This window comes from Thioalkalivibrio sp. ALE10, from assembly GCF_000381385.1.
In the GTDB taxonomy this organism is placed as follows: domain Bacteria; phylum Pseudomonadota; class Gammaproteobacteria; order Ectothiorhodospirales; family Ectothiorhodospiraceae; genus Thioalkalivibrio.
In genome coordinates this window covers 21,558-38,178 of record NZ_KB906456.1, presented here as the reverse complement: position 1 = coordinate 38,178, position 16,621 = coordinate 21,558, and the positions used below count along the sequence as shown (strand labels likewise).

Sequence of the window (16,621 nt, the reverse complement as noted above, 5' to 3'; positions counted from 1 at the left end):
CGGTGGGGGCCGGGCGTCCCGGCCGCAGGTGGCGTTATTATGGGGGCTTTGCTGTGCAGATGAGGAAGCCCCCAGTGGAATCCGTTTTTGTTGATGAGTCGTCCGCCGCCGTTGAACTGATACCCGTGACGCCGGAGTCGCTGCATGCCGCGCTGGAGGGGCGGCCCGCATGCTATGCGCGCTGGGCGCAAGCGACCGGCTTTACCGGCGAGGCCGGGGGTATCCTGCAGATCGCCGGGGACCAGGGCGAGCTGGAAGCGGCCCTGGTCGGCTACGACGTGGGCCAGCCCCTGTGGATGCTGGCTGCGGCGGCGGAGTCCCTGCCGGGGGGAGATTATCGCCTGCATGAGGCGGGCCTGACAGCGGAGGCCATCGAACGGGCGGCGGTCGGCTGGGGGCTGGGCAGGTATCGCTTTCGCCGGTATCGCAGCGAGCCACCGACCGACGACACGCCGGTGCGGCTGATCTGGCCGGACAGGGTGGATCGGGAGCGTGTCACGTCCATGGTGGCGGCGGTCGGCCACACCCGGGATCTGATCAATACGGCCCCGGCCGATCTGATGCCGGACGAACTGGCGGCGGAGGCCGAGGGTCTGGCCGAACGTCACGGCGGAACCGCCAGGGTGGTGGCGGATCCCGACGAGGTGGCCCGGGACTGGCCGTGCATCCATGCCGTGGGGCGCGCCAGTGAACACCACCCGCGGGTGATCGAGCTGACCTGGGGGCCGGAGGATGCCCCGCCGGTGGTACTGGTGGGCAAGGGAGTCTGTTTCGATTCGGGCGGTCTGAACATCAAGCCCGACAGTGCCATGCGGCAGATGAAGAAGGACATGGGCGGTGCGGCCACGGCGCTGGGGCTGGCCGGCCTGATCATGCGGGCCGGGCTTGCAGTGCGCCTGACGGTCCTGGTCGGAGCGGTAGAGAACGCCGTGGGCTCGCGTTCCTTCCGTCCCGGCGATGTCCTGACCACGCGCAGCGGGCGTACCGTGGAAATCGACAATACCGATGCCGAGGGCCGCCTGGTGCTGGCCGATCTGCTGGACCGTGCGGGTGAACTGGAGCCGGCCCTGGTGGTGGATTTTGCGACCCTGACCGGTGCGGCGCGAGTGGCCGTGGGGCACGAGATCGCCGCGTTCTTCGCCAGCGACGACGCCTGGGCGGCCGCCCTGGACGAGCCGGCGCGCGCGTGGGACGATCCGGTCTGGCGGCTGCCGTTGCATGCGCCGTATCGGCACATGCTGGAGAGCGATGTGGCCGACGTGGTTAACGCCAGTTCGGGCGGGCAGGCCGGGGCGATCACCGCGGCGCTGTTCCTGCAGGATTTCGTGCCGGCCGAAACGCCCTGGCTGCATTTCGACATCATGGCCTTCAACACCCGCGCACGCCCGGGCCGGCCGAAGGGTGGCGAGGCGATGGGGCTGCGGGCGGTGTTCGCGGCGCTGGAGGCCCGTTTCGGTCGGGTCAGATGACCTTCAGGTCGGGACGGGCGCGGATGATCTTGCGCAGCGCGATCAGGTACGCCGCGGTACGGTAGTCGAGGACCTCGCCATTGCTTTCCACCTCGCGCACTTCCTGCATCTCGCTGAAGGCCTCGCGCATGGTGTCGTCCAGGCCCGAGCGCACCAGATCGATCTCCTCGGCACCGCGCACGATGGATTCGCGCAGCCACTCGGGCACATCCTGGTTGGTCATCATCTCGATGGCGCTGACGATGTGCTGGCCCTGGGCCTGGTCGTAGCGGCGCTCCATGCGGCCGAAGCGGATGTGCTGGATGTTACGCACCCATTCGAAATAGGAGACCACCACGCCGCCGGCATTGACGAACACGTCGGGCAGCACCGTGATTCCGCGCTGCTGCAGGATGCGGTCGCCCTCGAATGTGCAGGGGCCGTTGGCGGCCTCGACCACCAGGCGGGCGCGGATGCGTGGCGCGTTCTCCTCGTGGATGGCGCCTTCCAGCGCGGCCGGGACCAGCACGTCGCAGTCTTCTTCCATCAGGCGGTTGCCGTCGCGTTCGAAACGCACGCCCGGGTAGCCTTCCAGGGTGCCGGTGCGGTTCATGTAGTCATGTACCGTGTCGACATCCAGACCTTGCTCGGAGTAGATGCCGCCGTCGCTCTTGATGATCCCGACGATGCGGACGTTGTCGTCCTGCTGCAGGAAATGGGCGAGGTGATAGCCTACGTTGCCGAAGCCCTGGACGATGACCCGCTGCTGACTCAGGCCGCCCCCGAGGCCCGCCTCCGCGACGGCCGCCTTCGAACGGAAGAAGGCCTGCAGGGCGTACTGCACGCCGCGGCCGGTGGCTTCCAGCCGGCCACGCATGCCGCCCAGATCCACCGGTTTGCCGGTGACCGCGGCGACGTGGTTGATGTCGTCCGGACGGTGCTGGCGATAGGTGTCCGCAATCCAGGCCATTTCCCGCTGGGAAGTGCCGACGTCCGGGGCCGGGACGTTCTGCGCCGGCGAGATGTAGTCGCGCTGGATCAGTTCGTGGGCGAACCGGCGGGTGATGCGTTCCAGTTCCCATTCATTGTACTGGCGCGGTTCGATGCGCAGACCGCCCTTGGAACCGCCGAACGGGATGTCGATGATTGCGCACTTGTAGGACATCAGTGCCGCGAGGGCCTCGGCGTGGGCCTGGTCCATGTTGGGTGCGAAACGCATGCCGCCCTTGACCGGAAGCCGGTGCGCCGAATGCACGGCTCGCCAGCCATGAAAGACCTCCACGCGGTCCCGGAACTGGATGGGGAAGGACACCTGGATGACCGAATCGCAGGTCTGCAGCGCCTCGCACGCCCCGTCCGGGATCTCGAGGTAGCGCATCGCGCGTTCCACCATGCGCGAAACGTTCTGCTGGAAATCGTTGGTCTGCGGGGTTGCAGGAGGCGTCATCCGGCGATTCCGTGACTGAATTCGCATCGGATTGTACATGCGCAGGCCCGCATGCAGGCAAAAAGACGCCGAAGCGTTCGGGCGCGGGCGGTCGAGTCGGTCGGACACAACGGGTCAGGCTGACACGTGTCGCATTGGCACAGGCAGAGTCGGGCGTTGCTGGACGTCGGGGGCGCGCCGGGACACCATGGGCGGCCCATTTATGGTTCAGCCCGGAATGTCCGATCCGCCTTCTGCCAACCCCATCGTGTGCGCGCCGCAATCCGGCTCGCCGACGGCCTGCACGTCCTCGCTCGCGGGCGGGCCGGAGCGCTTTTCCGTCGCGCCGATGATGGACTGGACGGACCGCTGGTGCCGACGCTTCCACCGGCTTCTGACGCGGCATGCGCTGCTGTACACCGAGATGCTGCATGCCAACGCGGTGGTGCGGGGCGATCGCACCCATCTCCTCGGCTACGCGGAGGTCGAGCATCCGCTGGCGCTGCAGCTGGGGGGATCCGAGCCCGACACGCTGGCGGAGGCCGCGCGCATTGGCGAGGACTTCGGCTATGACGAGATCAATCTCAACGTGGGCTGTCCGTCGGACCGGGTACAGTCGGGCGATTTCGGCGCCAGCCTGATGGCGACACCCGACCGGGTCGCGCGCGCGGTGGAGGCCATGCAGGCGGCGGTCGACATCCCGGTGACGGTCAAGCATCGCATCGGTATCGACGAGCAGGATTCGGATGCGGATCTGCATGCCTTCGTACGTACCGTGGCGGATGCCGGTTGCCGGCATTTCATCGTGCATGCACGCAAGGCGTGGCTGCAGGGGCTGAGTCCGAAGGACAACCGCGACGTCCCGCCGCTGGACTACGCGCGGGTACACCGGCTGAAGGCCGAATTCCCGGGGTGTGTGATCGTGCTGAACGGGGGGCTGGATGACGTGGCCGCCGCGCGCGAACATCTGACCACCCTGGACGGGGTCATGTTCGGCCGCCATGCCTATCATCATCCCTGGAGTCTGGCGGAGGTCGACCGGCTGTATTTCGGTGAGGCCTGGCGGCCCGAGCGTGCCGAGGTGGTCCGCGAGCTGCAGGACATGGCCGAAGGGATGCGGCGCGAGGGCGTGCCGCTGGCGCGGCTGACCCGCCACGTACTGGGGCTGTTCCACGGCGAACCCGGGGCCCGGCAGTGGCGGCGGATCCTGACCGAGGGGGCCCATCGACCGGATGCCGGCCCCGAACTGATCGAACGGGCGGCGGCCGCCTGTCCGGCGGCGCAGGGCGAGGCGGTGGCCCCGGCCGGCTGAAGGCCGCTGCAGGGCTGGCCCCGGGCGGTACCGCCGCTCAGTGTTTCCCTCAGTCGTCGGGCTCCAGCCACCCCTCGCGCAGGCCATCCTCCAGCACCTGATGGATCGACGGAAAGCCGGCCTCCCAGTCCGCCGCGGCGAGCGTCTCCACCGTGCAGAAGGTCTCCAGCTGATCCGGTTCCAGTGCCGACGCGGGGTGGTCGTGTCCGGCGATGCACAGTACCGGGCCGTCCGGGCCACGGTACCACGCCCGGCGGATGCCCGGATGGACGCGGTAACGCGCACCGGGCTGCGGAGCGGGGGCCTCGGTGTCGTCCGGGGGGGTCAGACCGGTGCCTGACGTGGGACGGGTCAGGAAGCGGCCGAGATACGCGTCCAGGTCGGCATCGTCCGCCGCCAGCAGGGCCCGCAGCGCGTCGCGCAATTCGCGCCGGTCGCCGGCCGGCAGCTCCCCCGGCCACTGGTCGGCGGGGCGCCCCGGATCCTCGAAGCGGGCCTGATCCCCGATCACGTTCGCGCGTTCTTCCAGGAACCCGGTCAGCACGTCGAGGATGGCCGGGGCACGGAAGCCGACGGACCAGGTCATGCACTCGCGGTCCAGGGATTCACCGTAATGCGGGACGCCCGGCGGCAGGTAGAGCATGTCTCCGGGCTCCAGCTCCCAGGAGTCGGTGGGCCGGAATTCGCGCAGGATCGCCAGCGGCAGATCCTCGAAGCATTCCGGGCTCCCGGGCGGGTCCTGGATCTGCCAGCGCCGCCGGCCAGCGGCCTGGAACAGGAAGACGTCGTACTGATCCACGTGCGGGCCCACCGAGCCGCCGGGCGGGGCGTACGAGATCATCAGGTCGTCGCGCCGCCAGCGCGGGATGAAATCGAACTGCGCGAGAAACTCCGGGCCACCCGGCCAGAAGCGCTCGACGTCGCTGACCAGCAGGGTCCAGTCGCGTTCCGGCAGCCGGGTCAGGCGGTCCGGATCGAACGGCCCGTATTCCACGTCCCAGTCGTTGCGCTCGCGATGGCCGAGGACCAGCCGGCTGCCGGCCTCGGGATCGGTGGCCAGGCCGGCGAGGTCGTCGGCTTCAATGGGGTTCTCGAACCCGGGGATCGCGCCGCGGATGAGCAGGGGTTTCTGCTGCCAGTAATCCCGCAGGAACGCGGCCGGCGTGAGTCCGCCCAGCAGGGTCAGCGGGGTATCCGGGTCGGGCGCTGCCACGGTCGACTCAGACGTCGCGGGCCAGGCGGTCCGCCAGACCGGTGTAACGCCCGGGGGTCAGCTCGTGCAGGCGCGCGCGGGCCTCTTCGGGGATGTCCTGCTCGTCGATGAACTCGTGCAGGGCCTCGGGGGTGATCCGGCGGCCGCGGGTGAAGTCCTTGAGCTTTTCGTAGGGCGAATCGATGCCGTAGCGGCGCATCACCGTCTGCACCGCCTCGCCGAGGACTTCCCAGTTGGCATCCAGGTCCTCGTCCAGGCGTGCGGTTTCGATCTCCAGCTTGCCCAGCCCGCGGGCGAACGCCTTCCACGCGATCAGCGACCACGCGAAACCCATGCCGATGTTGCGCAGCACGGTGGAGTCGGTGAGGTCGCGCTGGAAGCGCGAGACCGGCAGTTTGCCGGCGAGGTGATCGAACACTGCGTTGGCCAGGCCGAGGTTGCCCTCGGCGTTCTCGAAGTCGATCGGGTTGACCTTGTGCGGCATGGTCGAGGAGCCGACTTCGCCGGCCACGACCTTCTGCTTGAAATAGCCCAGCGAGATGTAGCCCCAGATGTCGCGCGAGGCATCCAGCAGGATGGTGTTGGCGCGCAAGAAGGCATGGAACATCTCGGCGAGGTAGTCGTGCGGCTCGATCTGGGTGGTGTGCGAACTGGGCTCGAGGCCCAGGTCACTGACCACGCGCCGCGCCAGTGCCGGCCAGTCCACCTCGGGGTAGGCCACCACGTGGGCATTAAAGTTGCCCACCGCGCCGTTGATCTTGCCGCGGCAGACCACGCCGGCCAGCTGCTCGCGCTGGGCCTGCAGGCGATGCACGACGTTGGCGATCTCCTTGCCCATGGTGCTGGGCGAGGCGGGCTGACCGTGGGTGCGCGACAGCATCGGATGTTCGGCGAATTCCCCGCTCAGCTGGCGCAGGCGGTCGACGATGCCGTCCAGCGCCGGCAGCATCACCTCGTTGCGGGCCTCGCGCACCATCACGCCGTAGGCGAGGTTGTTGATGTCCTCGGAGGTGCAGGCGAAATGCACGAACTCCATGCGCGCGGCGAGTTCGGGATGGTCCTGCATCTGCTCCTTGATGTAGTACTCGATCGCCTTGACGTCATGATTGGTGGTCCCCTCGATGGCCTTCACGCGTTCGCCGGCGGCGTTGTCGAATTCGGATGCGATGCGCTCCAGTGCGGCGGTGCCTTCGGCGGACATGGCCGGGACCTCGGCGATCGCGGGCTCGGCGGCCAGCGCCTTGAGCCAGGCGATCTCGACGCGCACGCGGGCCTGCATCAGGCCCTGCTCGCTGAACCAGGGAGCAAGGTCGCGGGTGTGACGGGCATAACGGCCATCGACCGGGGCGATGGCGGTGAGGGCGTTCAGGGACATGGTCGGCCTTGTGATGGGGCTTGCTTGTGCGGCGCAGTATAATACAACGATCAAGTCGACCGCCGGAGCCAGGAATGACCCGATCAGGCCATCGCCAGGAACACGACAGCCTCGGCACCGTGGAGGTGCCCGAACATGCCCTGTGGGGCGCGCAGACCCAGCGTGCCATCGACAACTTCGCCATCGCCGGGCGCCCGCTGCCGGCGGCCTTCATCCGTGCCCTGGCGCAGGTCAAGGCGGCCTGTGCCGAGGCCAATCACGGTCTGGGCCAGCTGGACGGAGAGACCGCGCAGGCCATCGTGCAGGCGGCCGAGGCGGTGGCGCTGGGCGAGCATGCCGATGCCTTCCCGGTGGACGTGTACCAGACGGGCTCGGGCACCAGCAGCAACATGAACATGAACGAGGTGCTGGCGCATCTGGCCTCGACCGGCGCCGCCGGGGCGGTTCATCCCAATGATCACGTGAACCGCTCGCAGAGCTCGAACGATGTGATCCCCACGGCGCTGCACGTGGCCGCGCTCAACCAGCTGGAACACGAGCTTCTGCCGGCGATGCGGCGCCTGATCGCGACCATCGCACGGCGCGAGGCGGGGGCAAAGACCCTGGTCAAGACCGGTCGTACTCATCTGATGGATGCCATGCCGGTACGCCTGGATCAGGAGATGTCCGGCTGGCGTACTCAGCTGGAGCAGGCGGTGGAGCGCCTCGAGGCGACCCGCGGCCGGCTGGGGCGGCTGGCGATCGGCGCGACCGCGGTGGGTACCGGGGTCAATGCCCCGGAAGGGTTCGGCGAGCGGGTGGCGGAGCGCCTGTCCGAACGCACCGGGCTGGCATTCCGGCGCGAGCCGAACGGCTTCGCCGCACTGGCCAGCCAGGACACCGCAGTGGAGTATTCGGGGCAGCTGCGGACCGTGGCCACTGCGCTGATCAAGATCGCCGAGGACCTGCGCTGGATGAATTCGGGCCCGCTCGCGGGACTCGGCGAGATCGCCCTGCCGGCGCTGCAGCCGGGCAGTTCGATCATGCCCGGCAAGGTGAATCCGGTCATTCCCGAAGCGGTGCTGATGGCGGCGCGCCAGGTCATCGGGCTGGATGCGGCGGTCACCGCCGCCGGGGCCGCCGGCAATTTCCAGCTCAACGTGGGCCTGCCGCTGATCGCCGACAACCTGTTGCAGATGACGGGGCTGCTGGCGCGCGCCGCCGACCATCTGGGCGAGCGCGCGGTGGCGGGTTTCAGCGTCAACGAGGAGGTGATGCGCGCGGCCCTGGACCGCAACCCGATCCTGGTCACCGCGCTCAACGCCGAGATCGGTTACGAGGCGGGGGCCCGCATCGCCAAGGAGGCCTACGCCTCGGGCCGGCCGATCATCGAAGTGGCGGCGGAGCACACCGGCATGGACCACGACCGCCTGCGCGGTTTGCTGGACCCGCTGCGTCTGACCGGGGGTGCGGACGACGGCGCCTGAGGCGTCCGGTCGGCACCGTTCGGCGTCGCGTCATTCGGTCTCGGGCAGCATGCGCACGTCGTTGACGATCATCTCCCGCAATTCGTCGAAGGGGACCGGCCGGGAATAGCGAAACCCCTGGGCGTAATCGCAGCCGAAGTCCCGCAGCAGGCGGGCCTGCTCGTCGGTTTCCACCCCTTCGGCAACCAGCTGCATGTCCAGGCTGCGCGCCATGACCACGATTGCGCGCACGATCTTGGCGTCCTCGTGGCTCTTCTCCAGGTCCATCACGAAGGACCGGTCGATCTTGAGGGTGTCGGCCGGAAGCTGCTTGAGCTGGGTCAGCGATGCATGTCCGGTACCGAAATCGTCCACGGCCAGTGACATGCCGACTTCGCGCAGGCGCTGGAACACCCGCGCGGCGGTGTCGGCATCATCCATGATCACGCTCTCGGTGAGCTCCAGTTCGATGCGGTCGGCGGGGATCCCGTGCTCCTCGGTGATCGCGAAGAATTCCTCCGCAAGATTGGGCTGGCGCAGCTGGCGCGCCGAGACGTTGATGGCGATATGCGGAAGCGCCTGCGCGGTTCCGGGCAGGGAGGCGAGATCGCGGCAGGCCTGTTGCAGAACCCATTCTCCGATCTGTTCGATCAGGGTCATGTCTTCCGCGATTTCCATGAACTGACCGGGGGGCAGCATCCCCAGACGCGGGTGGTCCCAGCGGATCAGGGCCTCGGCACCCACGACACGGCCGGTCGCCAGCTCGATCTTGGGCTGATAGTGCAGCCGCAGCTGGTCATCCTCGATGGCGCCGCCAAGGTCGGTTTCCAGGCGGAAGTGCCGGAAGGTTCGCGAATTGAGGTCCTGGGTGTAGAAGCGGAAGCCGTTGCGGCCGCGTTCCTTGGCATCGTACATCGCGGCGTCGGCGTTGCTGAGCAGGGTGTCGGGTTCGTCGCCGTCGTAGGGGAACACCGCGATCCCGGCCGAGCATGAGGTCAGCACCGGATGGTCGGCCACCGTCCGTTCCACCGCCGTGGTCCGCACGATTTCGGTCACCAGTCGGACGACACCCTCCAGCCCCTGGATCCCCTCCACCAGGATGCCGAATTCGTCGCCACCCAGCCGCGAGAGCGTCGGGCTGGCGCCCTGGCCACCCGTCGATCCGCGGGGACTTTCAAGCAGGGCGGAAAGATCGGTGGCTACCTTGCGGATCAGTTCGTCCCCCGCGCGATGACCCATCGCATCATTCAGCCGCTTGAAATTGTCCAGGTCGAGCAGGATCAGCGCGACATGGCTGGAGCCGTTGGCGTGACGTTCCATGGCCCGGGCGAGACGGTCACTGAACAGCATGCGGTTGGGCAGGTTGGTCAGCGAGTCGTGCGACATGTGATGCAGGAGCTCGCGCGATTGCCGTTCGGTGATGCGTTGCAGGGCCTGCTGGCGCCGTTCCATCAGGTGATAGAGGTCCGCCGATTCGAGCGCGTAGGCCGCGTTGAACAGCACCAGGGTCAGGGCGGACATGACCAGCTCGTGGCGCGGGGCTTCGTCCCGGCCCGGCCGGGCGGCGAACATCCCGCGCACCCGGGTACGGGTGGAAATGACATGCAGCAGCACCATCCCGCCATCTTCGCCGGCGGGCAGGAATACCGGGTGGTTTTCATGCAGGGCCCAGGAGAAGGTGCCCTGCCGGATCAGCTGTTCCACCCGGTCGGGCAGGTCACCGGGGGTGTCGTCTTCCGCGTCGTGCTCGGCCAGATTGAACGAGGCGTCGCCGTCGAGCAGATAGATGGCCGACTCCGGCAGGGCCAGCAGGCGGCGCACGGCCTCCAGGGTGTTGCGCACGATGACGTCGGGGCAGCGGTTGCCCTCGGTGTCACCGAAGATCGCCGTGGTCGAGGACAGTACGTCCATCACGTAGGCATTGTCCTCGAGACTCTGCTCCAGGTAGCGGATCCGCTCCTGCAGCTGCTCGAAGTCTTCCGGCGTCCGGTACGAAGGGCTCATGGCGGGGTCAGTCCAGGAGGATTCGGGCCAGCTGCTCGAGCTGTTCGCGTGCCGTATCGGCGATTTCTTCACAGGCAGCCATCTCCAGTCCGATCCGTTCGAAGGCTTCGGCGTGGATCGGCGGCACCATGCGCTCCCCGGAGGAACCCAGGCGCAGGGCGTTGGCGATTGCATCGGCGACATGCACGATCCCGGCCTCGACCGGGAAGGAGGGGGCGGCCAGCGGGTCGTGGTGATAGCGGGTGGCTTCCACGTGGGCGGGCGTCATGCCCCATTGCTCCAGCAGGCCGCTGCCGATGGTCGCATGGTCGAATCCGAGAAAACGCTGTTCCGTGACGAACAACAGCTCACCGTCGCGTTCGCGCAGGTTGATCAGCTCCTCGGTATCGCGGCCGAGGCGCAGGAACAGGACCAGGCGGCCGATGTCGTGCAGCAGCCCGAACAGGTACAGCCGGTCCACATTGGCCTCGCGTCGGAAACGGGCGATCCCGCGGGCGATGATCGCAGTCGCCAGACTGTGTCGCCAGAACGAACTCATGTCCACGCCGATCACCGGCAGGCCGCGGAAATGTTCGATCACCACGGTGGACAGTACGATCTGCCGGATCTGCTGCAGGCCGATGATGGCCACTGCCCGATGCAGGGTCTCGATCTCCTGCGGGAACCCGTACAACGACGAATTGGCCAGGCGCAGGGTCTTGGCCGCGACCGTGGGGTCCAGTTCGATCGCCTCGGTGATGTCGGCGACGCTCGAGGTCGGATCGTTGATGCGTTCCACGATCGCGTTGAACGCACCGGAGAAGCCGCACAGCGCATCGTCCGCCTGCAGGAAATCTTCCAGCCGCGGCGTCATTGTGACCCCCCGCCCGTGGACTGCCGCAGTTCATCGATCATCGCCCGTCGCGCGATGCGGTAGATCCCGTCCATCGGAAAGCGCTCGATGTCGCAGTGCTGGAAGCGTTCCGCCAGCGCTTCGTCCGCGGTGGCGCCAAGGCGCGCCTCCGCGGCATCCGGATCCTCTTCGTCGGCGGTCGGCTGCGTACCCTCGGCCGCATCCGGGACGGGTTCGGTCGCGGGCGGGTCCCCGTCCTGGATCCGCACCTCGCTGACGCCCCAGGCCTGCAGGACCCGCAGATGCTTGTCCTGCAGGGTCATGCCCGCGGGGATCAGCAGGCGACCGGAACGGTCGTGCACCGGGGCGGCCAGCGTCATTCCGGCACGCAGTTCCGCAGTGGGGACGGTTTGCGACATGATGGCGGTTCAGCCTTTGCCCGCCAGTTGACGCAGGACGTACGGCAATATTCCACCGTGACGGTAGTAGTCGATCTCCTGCGGGGTGTCCAGCCGCACGCGCACGCGGAATTCCTTGCGTGCGCCGTCATCGGCGGTGGCGGTCACCGTCGCTTCCTTCGCCTCGCCACCCCGGATGCCGCTGATGGTATAGGTCTCCTCGCCGGTCAGGCCCAGCGATTCGGCGTTTTCGCCGTCGTGGAACTGCAGAGGCAGCACGCCCATGCCGACCAGGTTGGAGCGGTGGATGCGTTCGAAGCTCTCCACGATCACCGCCCGCACGCCCAGCAGCAGGGTGCCCTTGGCCGCCCAGTCGCGCGAGGAACCGGTGCCGTATTCCTTGCCGGCGATCACCACCAGCGGGGTGCCCTCGGCCTGATAACGCATGGACGCGTCGTAGATCGACATCGGTTCGCCATCCGGCAGGTGCCGGGTGACGCCGCCCTGAGTGCCGGGCGCCAGCAGGTTGCGCAGGCGCACGTTGGCGAAGGTGCCGCGCATCATCACCTCGTGGTTGCCGCGCCGCGAGCCGTAGGAGTTGAAGTCGGCGGGCTTGACGCCCTGCTCTTCGAGGTAGCGGGCGGCCGGGCTGTCGGGCGCGATGGAGCCCGCCGGCGAAATATGGTCGGTGGTCACGGAATCCCCCAGCAGGGCCAGAACCCGTGCGCCTTCGATATCCGGGGTCTCGGCCGGCGTCATGCCCATGCCGTCGAAATAGGGTGGCTTGCGCACGTAGGTGGAGTCTTCCTGCCACTCGAAACGGTCGCCCGCGGGGGCCTCGAGGTTGCGCCAGCGGTCCTCGCCGGTATAGAGGTCGCCATAGGCACTGGTAAAGCTGCCGGCGCCGACGTGACGATCCACCTGTTCACGGATTTCCTGCGAACCGGGCCAGATGTCCTTGAGATAGACCGGATTGCCGGCGTCATCTTCGCCCAGCGGATCGTTGTAGAGATCCAGGTTGGTGCGGCCCGCCAGGGCATAGGCGACCACCAGCGGGGGCGAAGCGAGGAAGTTCATCTGCACCTCGGAATGGATGCGGCCTTCGAAATTCCGGTTGCCCGAGAGCACCGAGGAGACCACCAGGTCATCCTTGATGATGGCCTCGCTGATCGCCTCGGGCAACGGGCCGGAATTGCCGATGCAGGTGGTGCAGCCGTAGCCCACTACGTGGAAGCCCAGTTCTTCCAGGTCCTCCAGCAGGCCGGCGTTCTGCAGATAATCGGTGACCACGCGCGACCCGGGGGCGAGCGAGGTCTTGACCCACGGCTTGACCTTCAGACCCCGCTCGCGCGCCTTGCGCGCGACCAGGCCCGCACCCAGCATCACCGACGGATTGGAGGTGTTGGTGCAGGAGGTGATCGCCGCGATCACCACGTCGCCGTGGTCCAGGGTGAAGGTCTCGCCGTTCATCTCGATGGCGGTGTGGTGCGGTTCCTCCGCCTGATGTTCCACGCCCACCGCGGTGTGACCGCCCTCGGCCGCAAAGCGCTCGGCTTCGGCCGGTTCGTCGGCCCCCGAGGCGCGTTCCTTCAGCAGGGTATCCAGGTGCTGGCTGATCATGGCTCCGGCACGGCCCAGCGGGATGCGGTCCTGGGGCCGTTTGGGGCCCGCCAGACTGGGTTCCACCGAGGAAAGGTCGAGTTCCAGCAGGTCGCTGTAGCGCGCCACCGGGGCGCTGTCGTCGCGCCACAGGCCCTGTTCGCGGGCATAGGACTCGATGAACCGGACGTGGCCTTCTTCGCGGCCGGTCAGGCGCAGGTACTCCAGGGTTTCGTCGTCGATCGGGAAGATCCCGCAGGTCGCGCCGTATTCCGGAGCCATGTTCGCGATGGTTGCGCGGTCGGCCAGCGGCAGATCGGCCAGGCCGTCGCCGAAGAACTCGACGAACTTGCCGACCACCCCGTGCTTGCGCAGCTGCTCGACGATCACCAGCACCAGGTCGGTGGCGGTCGCGCCCTCGGCCAGCTTGCCGGTCAGGCGGAAGCCGACCACCTGCGGGATCAGCATGGAGATCGGCTGGCCGAGCATGGCGGCCTCGGCCTCGATCCCGCCCACGCCCCAGCCCAGCACGCCCAGGCCGTTGATCATGGTGGTGTGCGAGTCGGTGCCGACGAGGGTGTCGGGATAGGCCATGCAGCTGCCGTCGGCGCGGTCCTCGAGGAACACGGTGCGCGCCAGGTACTCCAGGTTGACCTGGTGCACGATGCCGGTATCCGGGGGCACGACCTTGAAGGTCTCGAACGCCTGCTGGCCCCACTTGAGGAAGCTGTAGCGTTCGCGGTTGCGCGAATACTCCAGCTCGGCGTTCAGGTTCATTGCATCCGGATTGCCGTAGGCGTCGACCTGCACCGAGTGGTCGATCACCAGTTCCGCCGGCTGCAGCGGCGCGATCTTCGCCGGATCGCCGCCGAGGTCTTCCATCGCATCGCGCATTGCGGCCAGGTCGACCACCGCCGGGACCCCGGTGAAATCCTGCAGCAGCACGCGTGCCGGGCGGAACGCGATTTCGCGCGCGGGTTCCGCGGCCGGGTCCCAGTCGAGCAGCCCCTCGATGTCGTCGCGGGTGATCGTGCGCCCGTCTTCGTGGCGCATCAGGTTTTCCAGCAGCACCTTGAGCGCGAAGGGCAGGGTCTGCGCGCGCGGGTCGTCGGCGATCGGGACGTACTGGCACTCGTGTCCGCCGGCGGACAGGGTGCGGGTGTTCCGGGGCATAGCGTCGCTCATGATGCGTCCATCCGATTCAGGTGTTGAGACGTTGAAGAATGCGGTCGGCCTCGTTCATCAGGCGCTTGCGCCCGAACAGGAGCTTCCAGCGCGAGCCGCCGGCCTGGCGCCAGAGTACGGCGCCGCGGATGCCGGCCAGGAGCAGCGCGCGAATACGGGCCGCGGTATCCGGATTGGATAGATTGTTCTGTTCGCCCTGGACGATGATGCGGGGGCCGAGCTCGGAGATGGTCTCCTTGTAGATCTCGCCCAGCCGCGAGATTACGCTCTCGTGAGTCAGGGTGAAGTAGTCCACCTGACGCTGGGCGCCCTGCAGGCCGTCGGCCAGCTGCTGCATCATGTCGCCGCGCTTCTGCAGCTTGCGCTCGAGAAAGATCAGCCCCACCGCATAGCGGGTGATCTCCATGTCCGGCGGCTTGCCGCCGCTTTCCAGCTGGGTCCGTACGCGTTCCAGCCCGGTACGCAGGCTGACTTCGCCGCGATAGATCTCCTCGGGCGTGGTCGAGTCGAAGGCGAACAGGCTTCCGATCAGGACCTCCAGCTCGTATTCGTCGCAGGAGCCTCGCCAGGCCAGGTCCTTGACCAGGCTCGCGGCCTGAAAGATGGCCGCCAGTGCTAGGGTGCGGTTGTGGTCGCTGCGCTCCAAGCCGTGTCCGTCCGGGTCTGGGTATCAGGGCTCGCACTATACCGGAAACCGGCCGCCGGACTCATGCCCCGGCGGCCACCGGGGTGTCCGAGGGCAGGGTGCGGCGCGTGGCGATCACCCCCCCGCCGAGACAGGTGCCGTCGTGGTAGAACACCACGGACTGACCGGGTGTCGCCGCACGCTGGGGTTGATTGAAGACTACCCGGGCGCGTCCGTCCGCCGCCAGGTCGATGCGACAGTCCTGCAGTGGCTGGCGGTGACGCAGGCGTGCCTGCAGGCGCTCGCCTTCGGCGGGCACCCGATGGATCCAGTGCACGGGTTCGGTCGTCAGTTCCGGGCTCATCAGCAGCGGATGGGCCGAATCCTGCGCCACGATCAGGCGGTTGCCCGCGAGGTCCTTGTCGACCACGTACCACGGGGCATCGGCGGCACCCTCGACCCCGCCGATGCCCAGCCCCTGGCGCTGGCCCAGGGTGTAGAACATCAGTCCATGATGCCGCGCGATTGCCCGACCGTCCGGTGTGCAGATGTCGCCCTCGCTGCCTTCGAGATAACGGGCGAGGAACTCGCGGAACGGGCGCTCGCCGATGAAGCAGATGCCGGTGGAGTCCTTGCGCGCGTGGTTGGGCAGGCCACGCTCGCGTGCCATCTCGCGCACCCGCTCCTTGGGCAGGTCGCCCAGCGGGAAGCGGGCCGGACGCAGCTGCGCCTGATCCAGGGCGTGCAGGAAATAGGTCTGGTCCTTGTTGGCGTCCGCGGCGAGTCGCAGTTCGCTGTGGTCGGGGCCGTGCCAGGCGCGGGCGTAGTGTCCGGTGGCGATGGCGTCGGCGCCCAGTGCCTGCGCCTGCTCGAGAAAGGCGCGGAACTTGATCTCGCGGTTGCAGAGGATGTCCGGGTTGGGGGTGCGGCCGGCGCGGTACTCGTGCAGAAAGTGGTTGAAGACCCGCTGGCGGTAATCCTCCGCGAAGTTCGCCTTGTGCAACGGGATCTCCAGCGTGGCCGCGACCTCGCGGGCCATCGCGTAGTCGTCCTCGGCCGCGCACTGGCCGTCGGTATCGTCGTCTTCCCAGTTCTTCATGAACAGGCCCTCCACGCGGTGGCCGGCTTCCACCAGGCGCAGGGCGGCGACGGCCGAGTCCACGCCGCCGGAGAGCCCGACGATGATGCGTTCACTGGTGGCCATGCGGCTCATTCCTCGGGGCGTGCGGGGGCGGGCCGCGCGTTGTCGACGAGTTCGCCGGCGGATTCCAGCGGCAGGCGCAGACCCGATTCCCAGCGTCGCAGGCTGCGGGCCACCAGCGGGCTGCGCAGGGGGTGATCGTTCAGCGCGGTGGCGGCTTCCAGCCAGTGGGTGGCGAGGATTGCGGGGTCGCGGCGGATCGGCTGCGCCGGTGTCGACACCGTGCCGGTGAAGGCCACGCGCAGGATGACCGCGCCGTCGGCCAGACGCAGCAGGTCGCAGCCCAGCGAGTGCTGCGGGGTGAATTCGAGGGCCGTCTCTTCGCGGACCTCGCGCCGCACCGCGGCGATCAGGTCCTCGTCCGGGTCGAGATGGCCCGCGGGCTGATTGAGAACGCGCAGGCCCGCATCCTCTTCCTCGACAAACAGGAAGCGGCCTCGATCCTCGATGACCGCGGCGACGGTGATATGGCAGCGCAGGCGTTCATTCATGACGCAATGATACCCGCCGCCCGGCGGCGAAGGCCACGGAGGCCATGTATAATCGCCGACATCCAAA

General features: G+C 68.0%; 13 protein-coding genes. 3 read left to right on the top strand and 10 right to left on the bottom strand.

All coding sequences use genetic code 11. The features are described 5' to 3' along the window. The first annotated feature begins 74 nt into the window (after positions 1–74). Positions 75–1,469: a M17 family metallopeptidase gene (locus F788_RS0111270; protein WP_019590226.1), complete on the top strand. Its 1,395-nt coding sequence runs from the start codon at positions 75–77 to the stop codon at positions 1,467–1,469. Here F788_RS0111270 and F788_RS0111265 read toward each other — a convergent pair. After that, on the bottom strand, positions 1,462–2,895 hold the full coding sequence (locus F788_RS0111265; protein WP_019590225.1) for a Glu/Leu/Phe/Val dehydrogenase: 1,434 nt from the start codon (positions 2,893–2,895) through the stop codon (positions 1,462–1,464). The two genes, F788_RS0111270 and F788_RS0111265, sit on opposite strands and share 8 nt — an antisense overlap. Before the next feature lie 217 nt (positions 2,896–3,112). On the opposite strand from F788_RS0111265, the gene dusA reads away from it, so the two are divergent. Continuing rightward, positions 3,113–4,186 (top strand): tRNA dihydrouridine(20/20a) synthase DusA, encoded by a 1,074-nt coding sequence (gene dusA, locus F788_RS0111260; RefSeq protein ID WP_369772473.1) that lies wholly within the window; start codon positions 3,113–3,115, stop codon positions 4,184–4,186. Positions 4,187–4,235: 49 nt separating this feature from the next. Here the strand turns inward: dusA and F788_RS0111255 are convergent, their stop codons facing one another. After that, the gene (locus tag F788_RS0111255; RefSeq protein ID WP_019590223.1) at positions 4,236–5,399 is read right to left on the bottom strand and encodes a cupin domain-containing protein; all 1,164 of its coding nucleotides are present in this window, start codon (positions 5,397–5,399) and stop codon (positions 4,236–4,238) included. 7 nt (positions 5,400–5,406) lie between these two features. Continuing rightward, positions 5,407–6,774: an adenylosuccinate lyase gene (gene purB, locus F788_RS0111250; RefSeq protein ID WP_019590222.1), complete on the bottom strand. Its 1,368-nt coding sequence runs from the start codon at positions 6,772–6,774 to the stop codon at positions 5,407–5,409. Positions 6,775–6,848: 74 nt separating this feature from the next. Here purB and F788_RS0111245 point away from each other — a divergent pair, with 74 nt between their 5' ends. Then, positions 6,849–8,240, top strand: coding sequence for a lyase family protein (locus tag F788_RS0111245; RefSeq protein WP_019590221.1), 1,392 nt, complete (start codon positions 6,849–6,851; stop codon positions 8,238–8,240). A 30-nt stretch (positions 8,241–8,270) separates the two neighbouring features. Here F788_RS0111245 and F788_RS0111240 read toward each other — a convergent pair whose 3' ends face one another. From F788_RS0111240 to F788_RS0111210, 7 genes are all read right to left on the bottom strand, one after another. Then, positions 8,271–10,223, bottom strand: coding sequence for a bifunctional diguanylate cyclase/phosphodiesterase (locus F788_RS0111240; RefSeq protein ID WP_019590220.1), 1,953 nt, complete (start codon positions 10,221–10,223; stop codon positions 8,271–8,273). 7 nt (positions 10,224–10,230) lie between these two features. Further along, positions 10,231–11,076 (bottom strand): HDOD domain-containing protein, encoded by an 846-nt coding sequence (locus F788_RS0111235; protein ID WP_019590219.1) that lies wholly within the window; start codon positions 11,074–11,076, stop codon positions 10,231–10,233. Then, positions 11,073–11,435 (bottom strand): hypothetical protein, encoded by a 363-nt coding sequence (locus F788_RS0111230; protein ID WP_019590218.1) that lies wholly within the window; start codon positions 11,433–11,435, stop codon positions 11,073–11,075. Before F788_RS0111230 ends, F788_RS0111235 begins: the two co-directional genes overlap by 4 nt. Before the next feature lie 48 nt (positions 11,436–11,483). Continuing rightward, a complete protein-coding gene (gene acnA, locus F788_RS0111225; RefSeq protein ID WP_026331386.1) occupies positions 11,484–14,237 on the bottom strand; it encodes an aconitate hydratase AcnA in 2,754 nt (917 codons plus the stop codon). Between the two features lie 16 nt (positions 14,238–14,253). After that, positions 14,254–14,883: a high frequency lysogenization protein HflD gene (hflD, locus tag F788_RS0111220; RefSeq protein WP_018869388.1), complete on the bottom strand. Its 630-nt coding sequence runs from the start codon at positions 14,881–14,883 to the stop codon at positions 14,254–14,256. 61 nt (positions 14,884–14,944) lie between these two features. Then, positions 14,945–16,066, bottom strand: a complete 1,122-nt coding sequence (gene mnmA / locus F788_RS0111215) for a tRNA 2-thiouridine(34) synthase MnmA (RefSeq protein ID WP_019590217.1) — start codon at positions 16,064–16,066, stop codon at positions 14,945–14,947. Positions 16,067–16,071: 5 nt separating this feature from the next. Continuing rightward, positions 16,072–16,554 carry an NUDIX domain-containing protein gene (locus F788_RS0111210; RefSeq protein ID WP_019590216.1) on the bottom strand — a complete coding sequence of 161 codons (483 nt, stop codon included), beginning with the start codon at positions 16,552–16,554 and terminating at the stop codon, positions 16,072–16,074. Positions 16,555–16,621 lie beyond the last annotated feature (67 nt).

What these genes read in the sequence shown, in the direction of transcription:
- F788_RS0111245 (WP_019590221.1), top strand. Translation starts at nt 6,849, where the DNA reads ATGACCCGATCAGGCCATCGCCAGGAACACGACAGCCTCGGCACCGTG.
- F788_RS0111230 (WP_019590218.1), bottom strand. Translation starts at nt 11,435, where the DNA reads ATGACGCTGGCCGCCCCGGTGCACGACCGTTCCGGTCGCCTGCTGATC.
- F788_RS0111235 (WP_019590219.1), bottom strand. Translation starts at nt 11,076, where the DNA reads ATGACGCCGCGGCTGGAAGATTTCCTGCAGGCGGACGATGCGCTGTGC.
- acnA (WP_026331386.1), bottom strand. Translation starts at nt 14,237, where the DNA reads ATGAGCGACGCTATGCCCCGGAACACCCGCACCCTGTCCGCCGGCGGA.
- F788_RS0111210 (WP_019590216.1), bottom strand. Translation starts at nt 16,554, where the DNA reads ATGAATGAACGCCTGCGCTGCCATATCACCGTCGCCGCGGTCATCGAG.
- dusA (WP_369772473.1), top strand. Translation starts at nt 3,113, where the DNA reads ATGTCCGATCCGCCTTCTGCCAACCCCATCGTGTGCGCGCCGCAATCC.
- purB (WP_019590222.1), bottom strand. Translation starts at nt 6,774, where the DNA reads ATGTCCCTGAACGCCCTCACCGCCATCGCCCCGGTCGATGGCCGTTAT.
- F788_RS0111240 (WP_019590220.1), bottom strand. Translation starts at nt 10,223, where the DNA reads ATGAGCCCTTCGTACCGGACGCCGGAAGACTTCGAGCAGCTGCAGGAG.
- F788_RS0111265 (WP_019590225.1), bottom strand. Translation starts at nt 2,895, where the DNA reads ATGACGCCTCCTGCAACCCCGCAGACCAACGATTTCCAGCAGAACGTT.
- mnmA (WP_019590217.1), bottom strand. Translation starts at nt 16,066, where the DNA reads ATGGCCACCAGTGAACGCATCATCGTCGGGCTCTCCGGCGGCGTGGAC.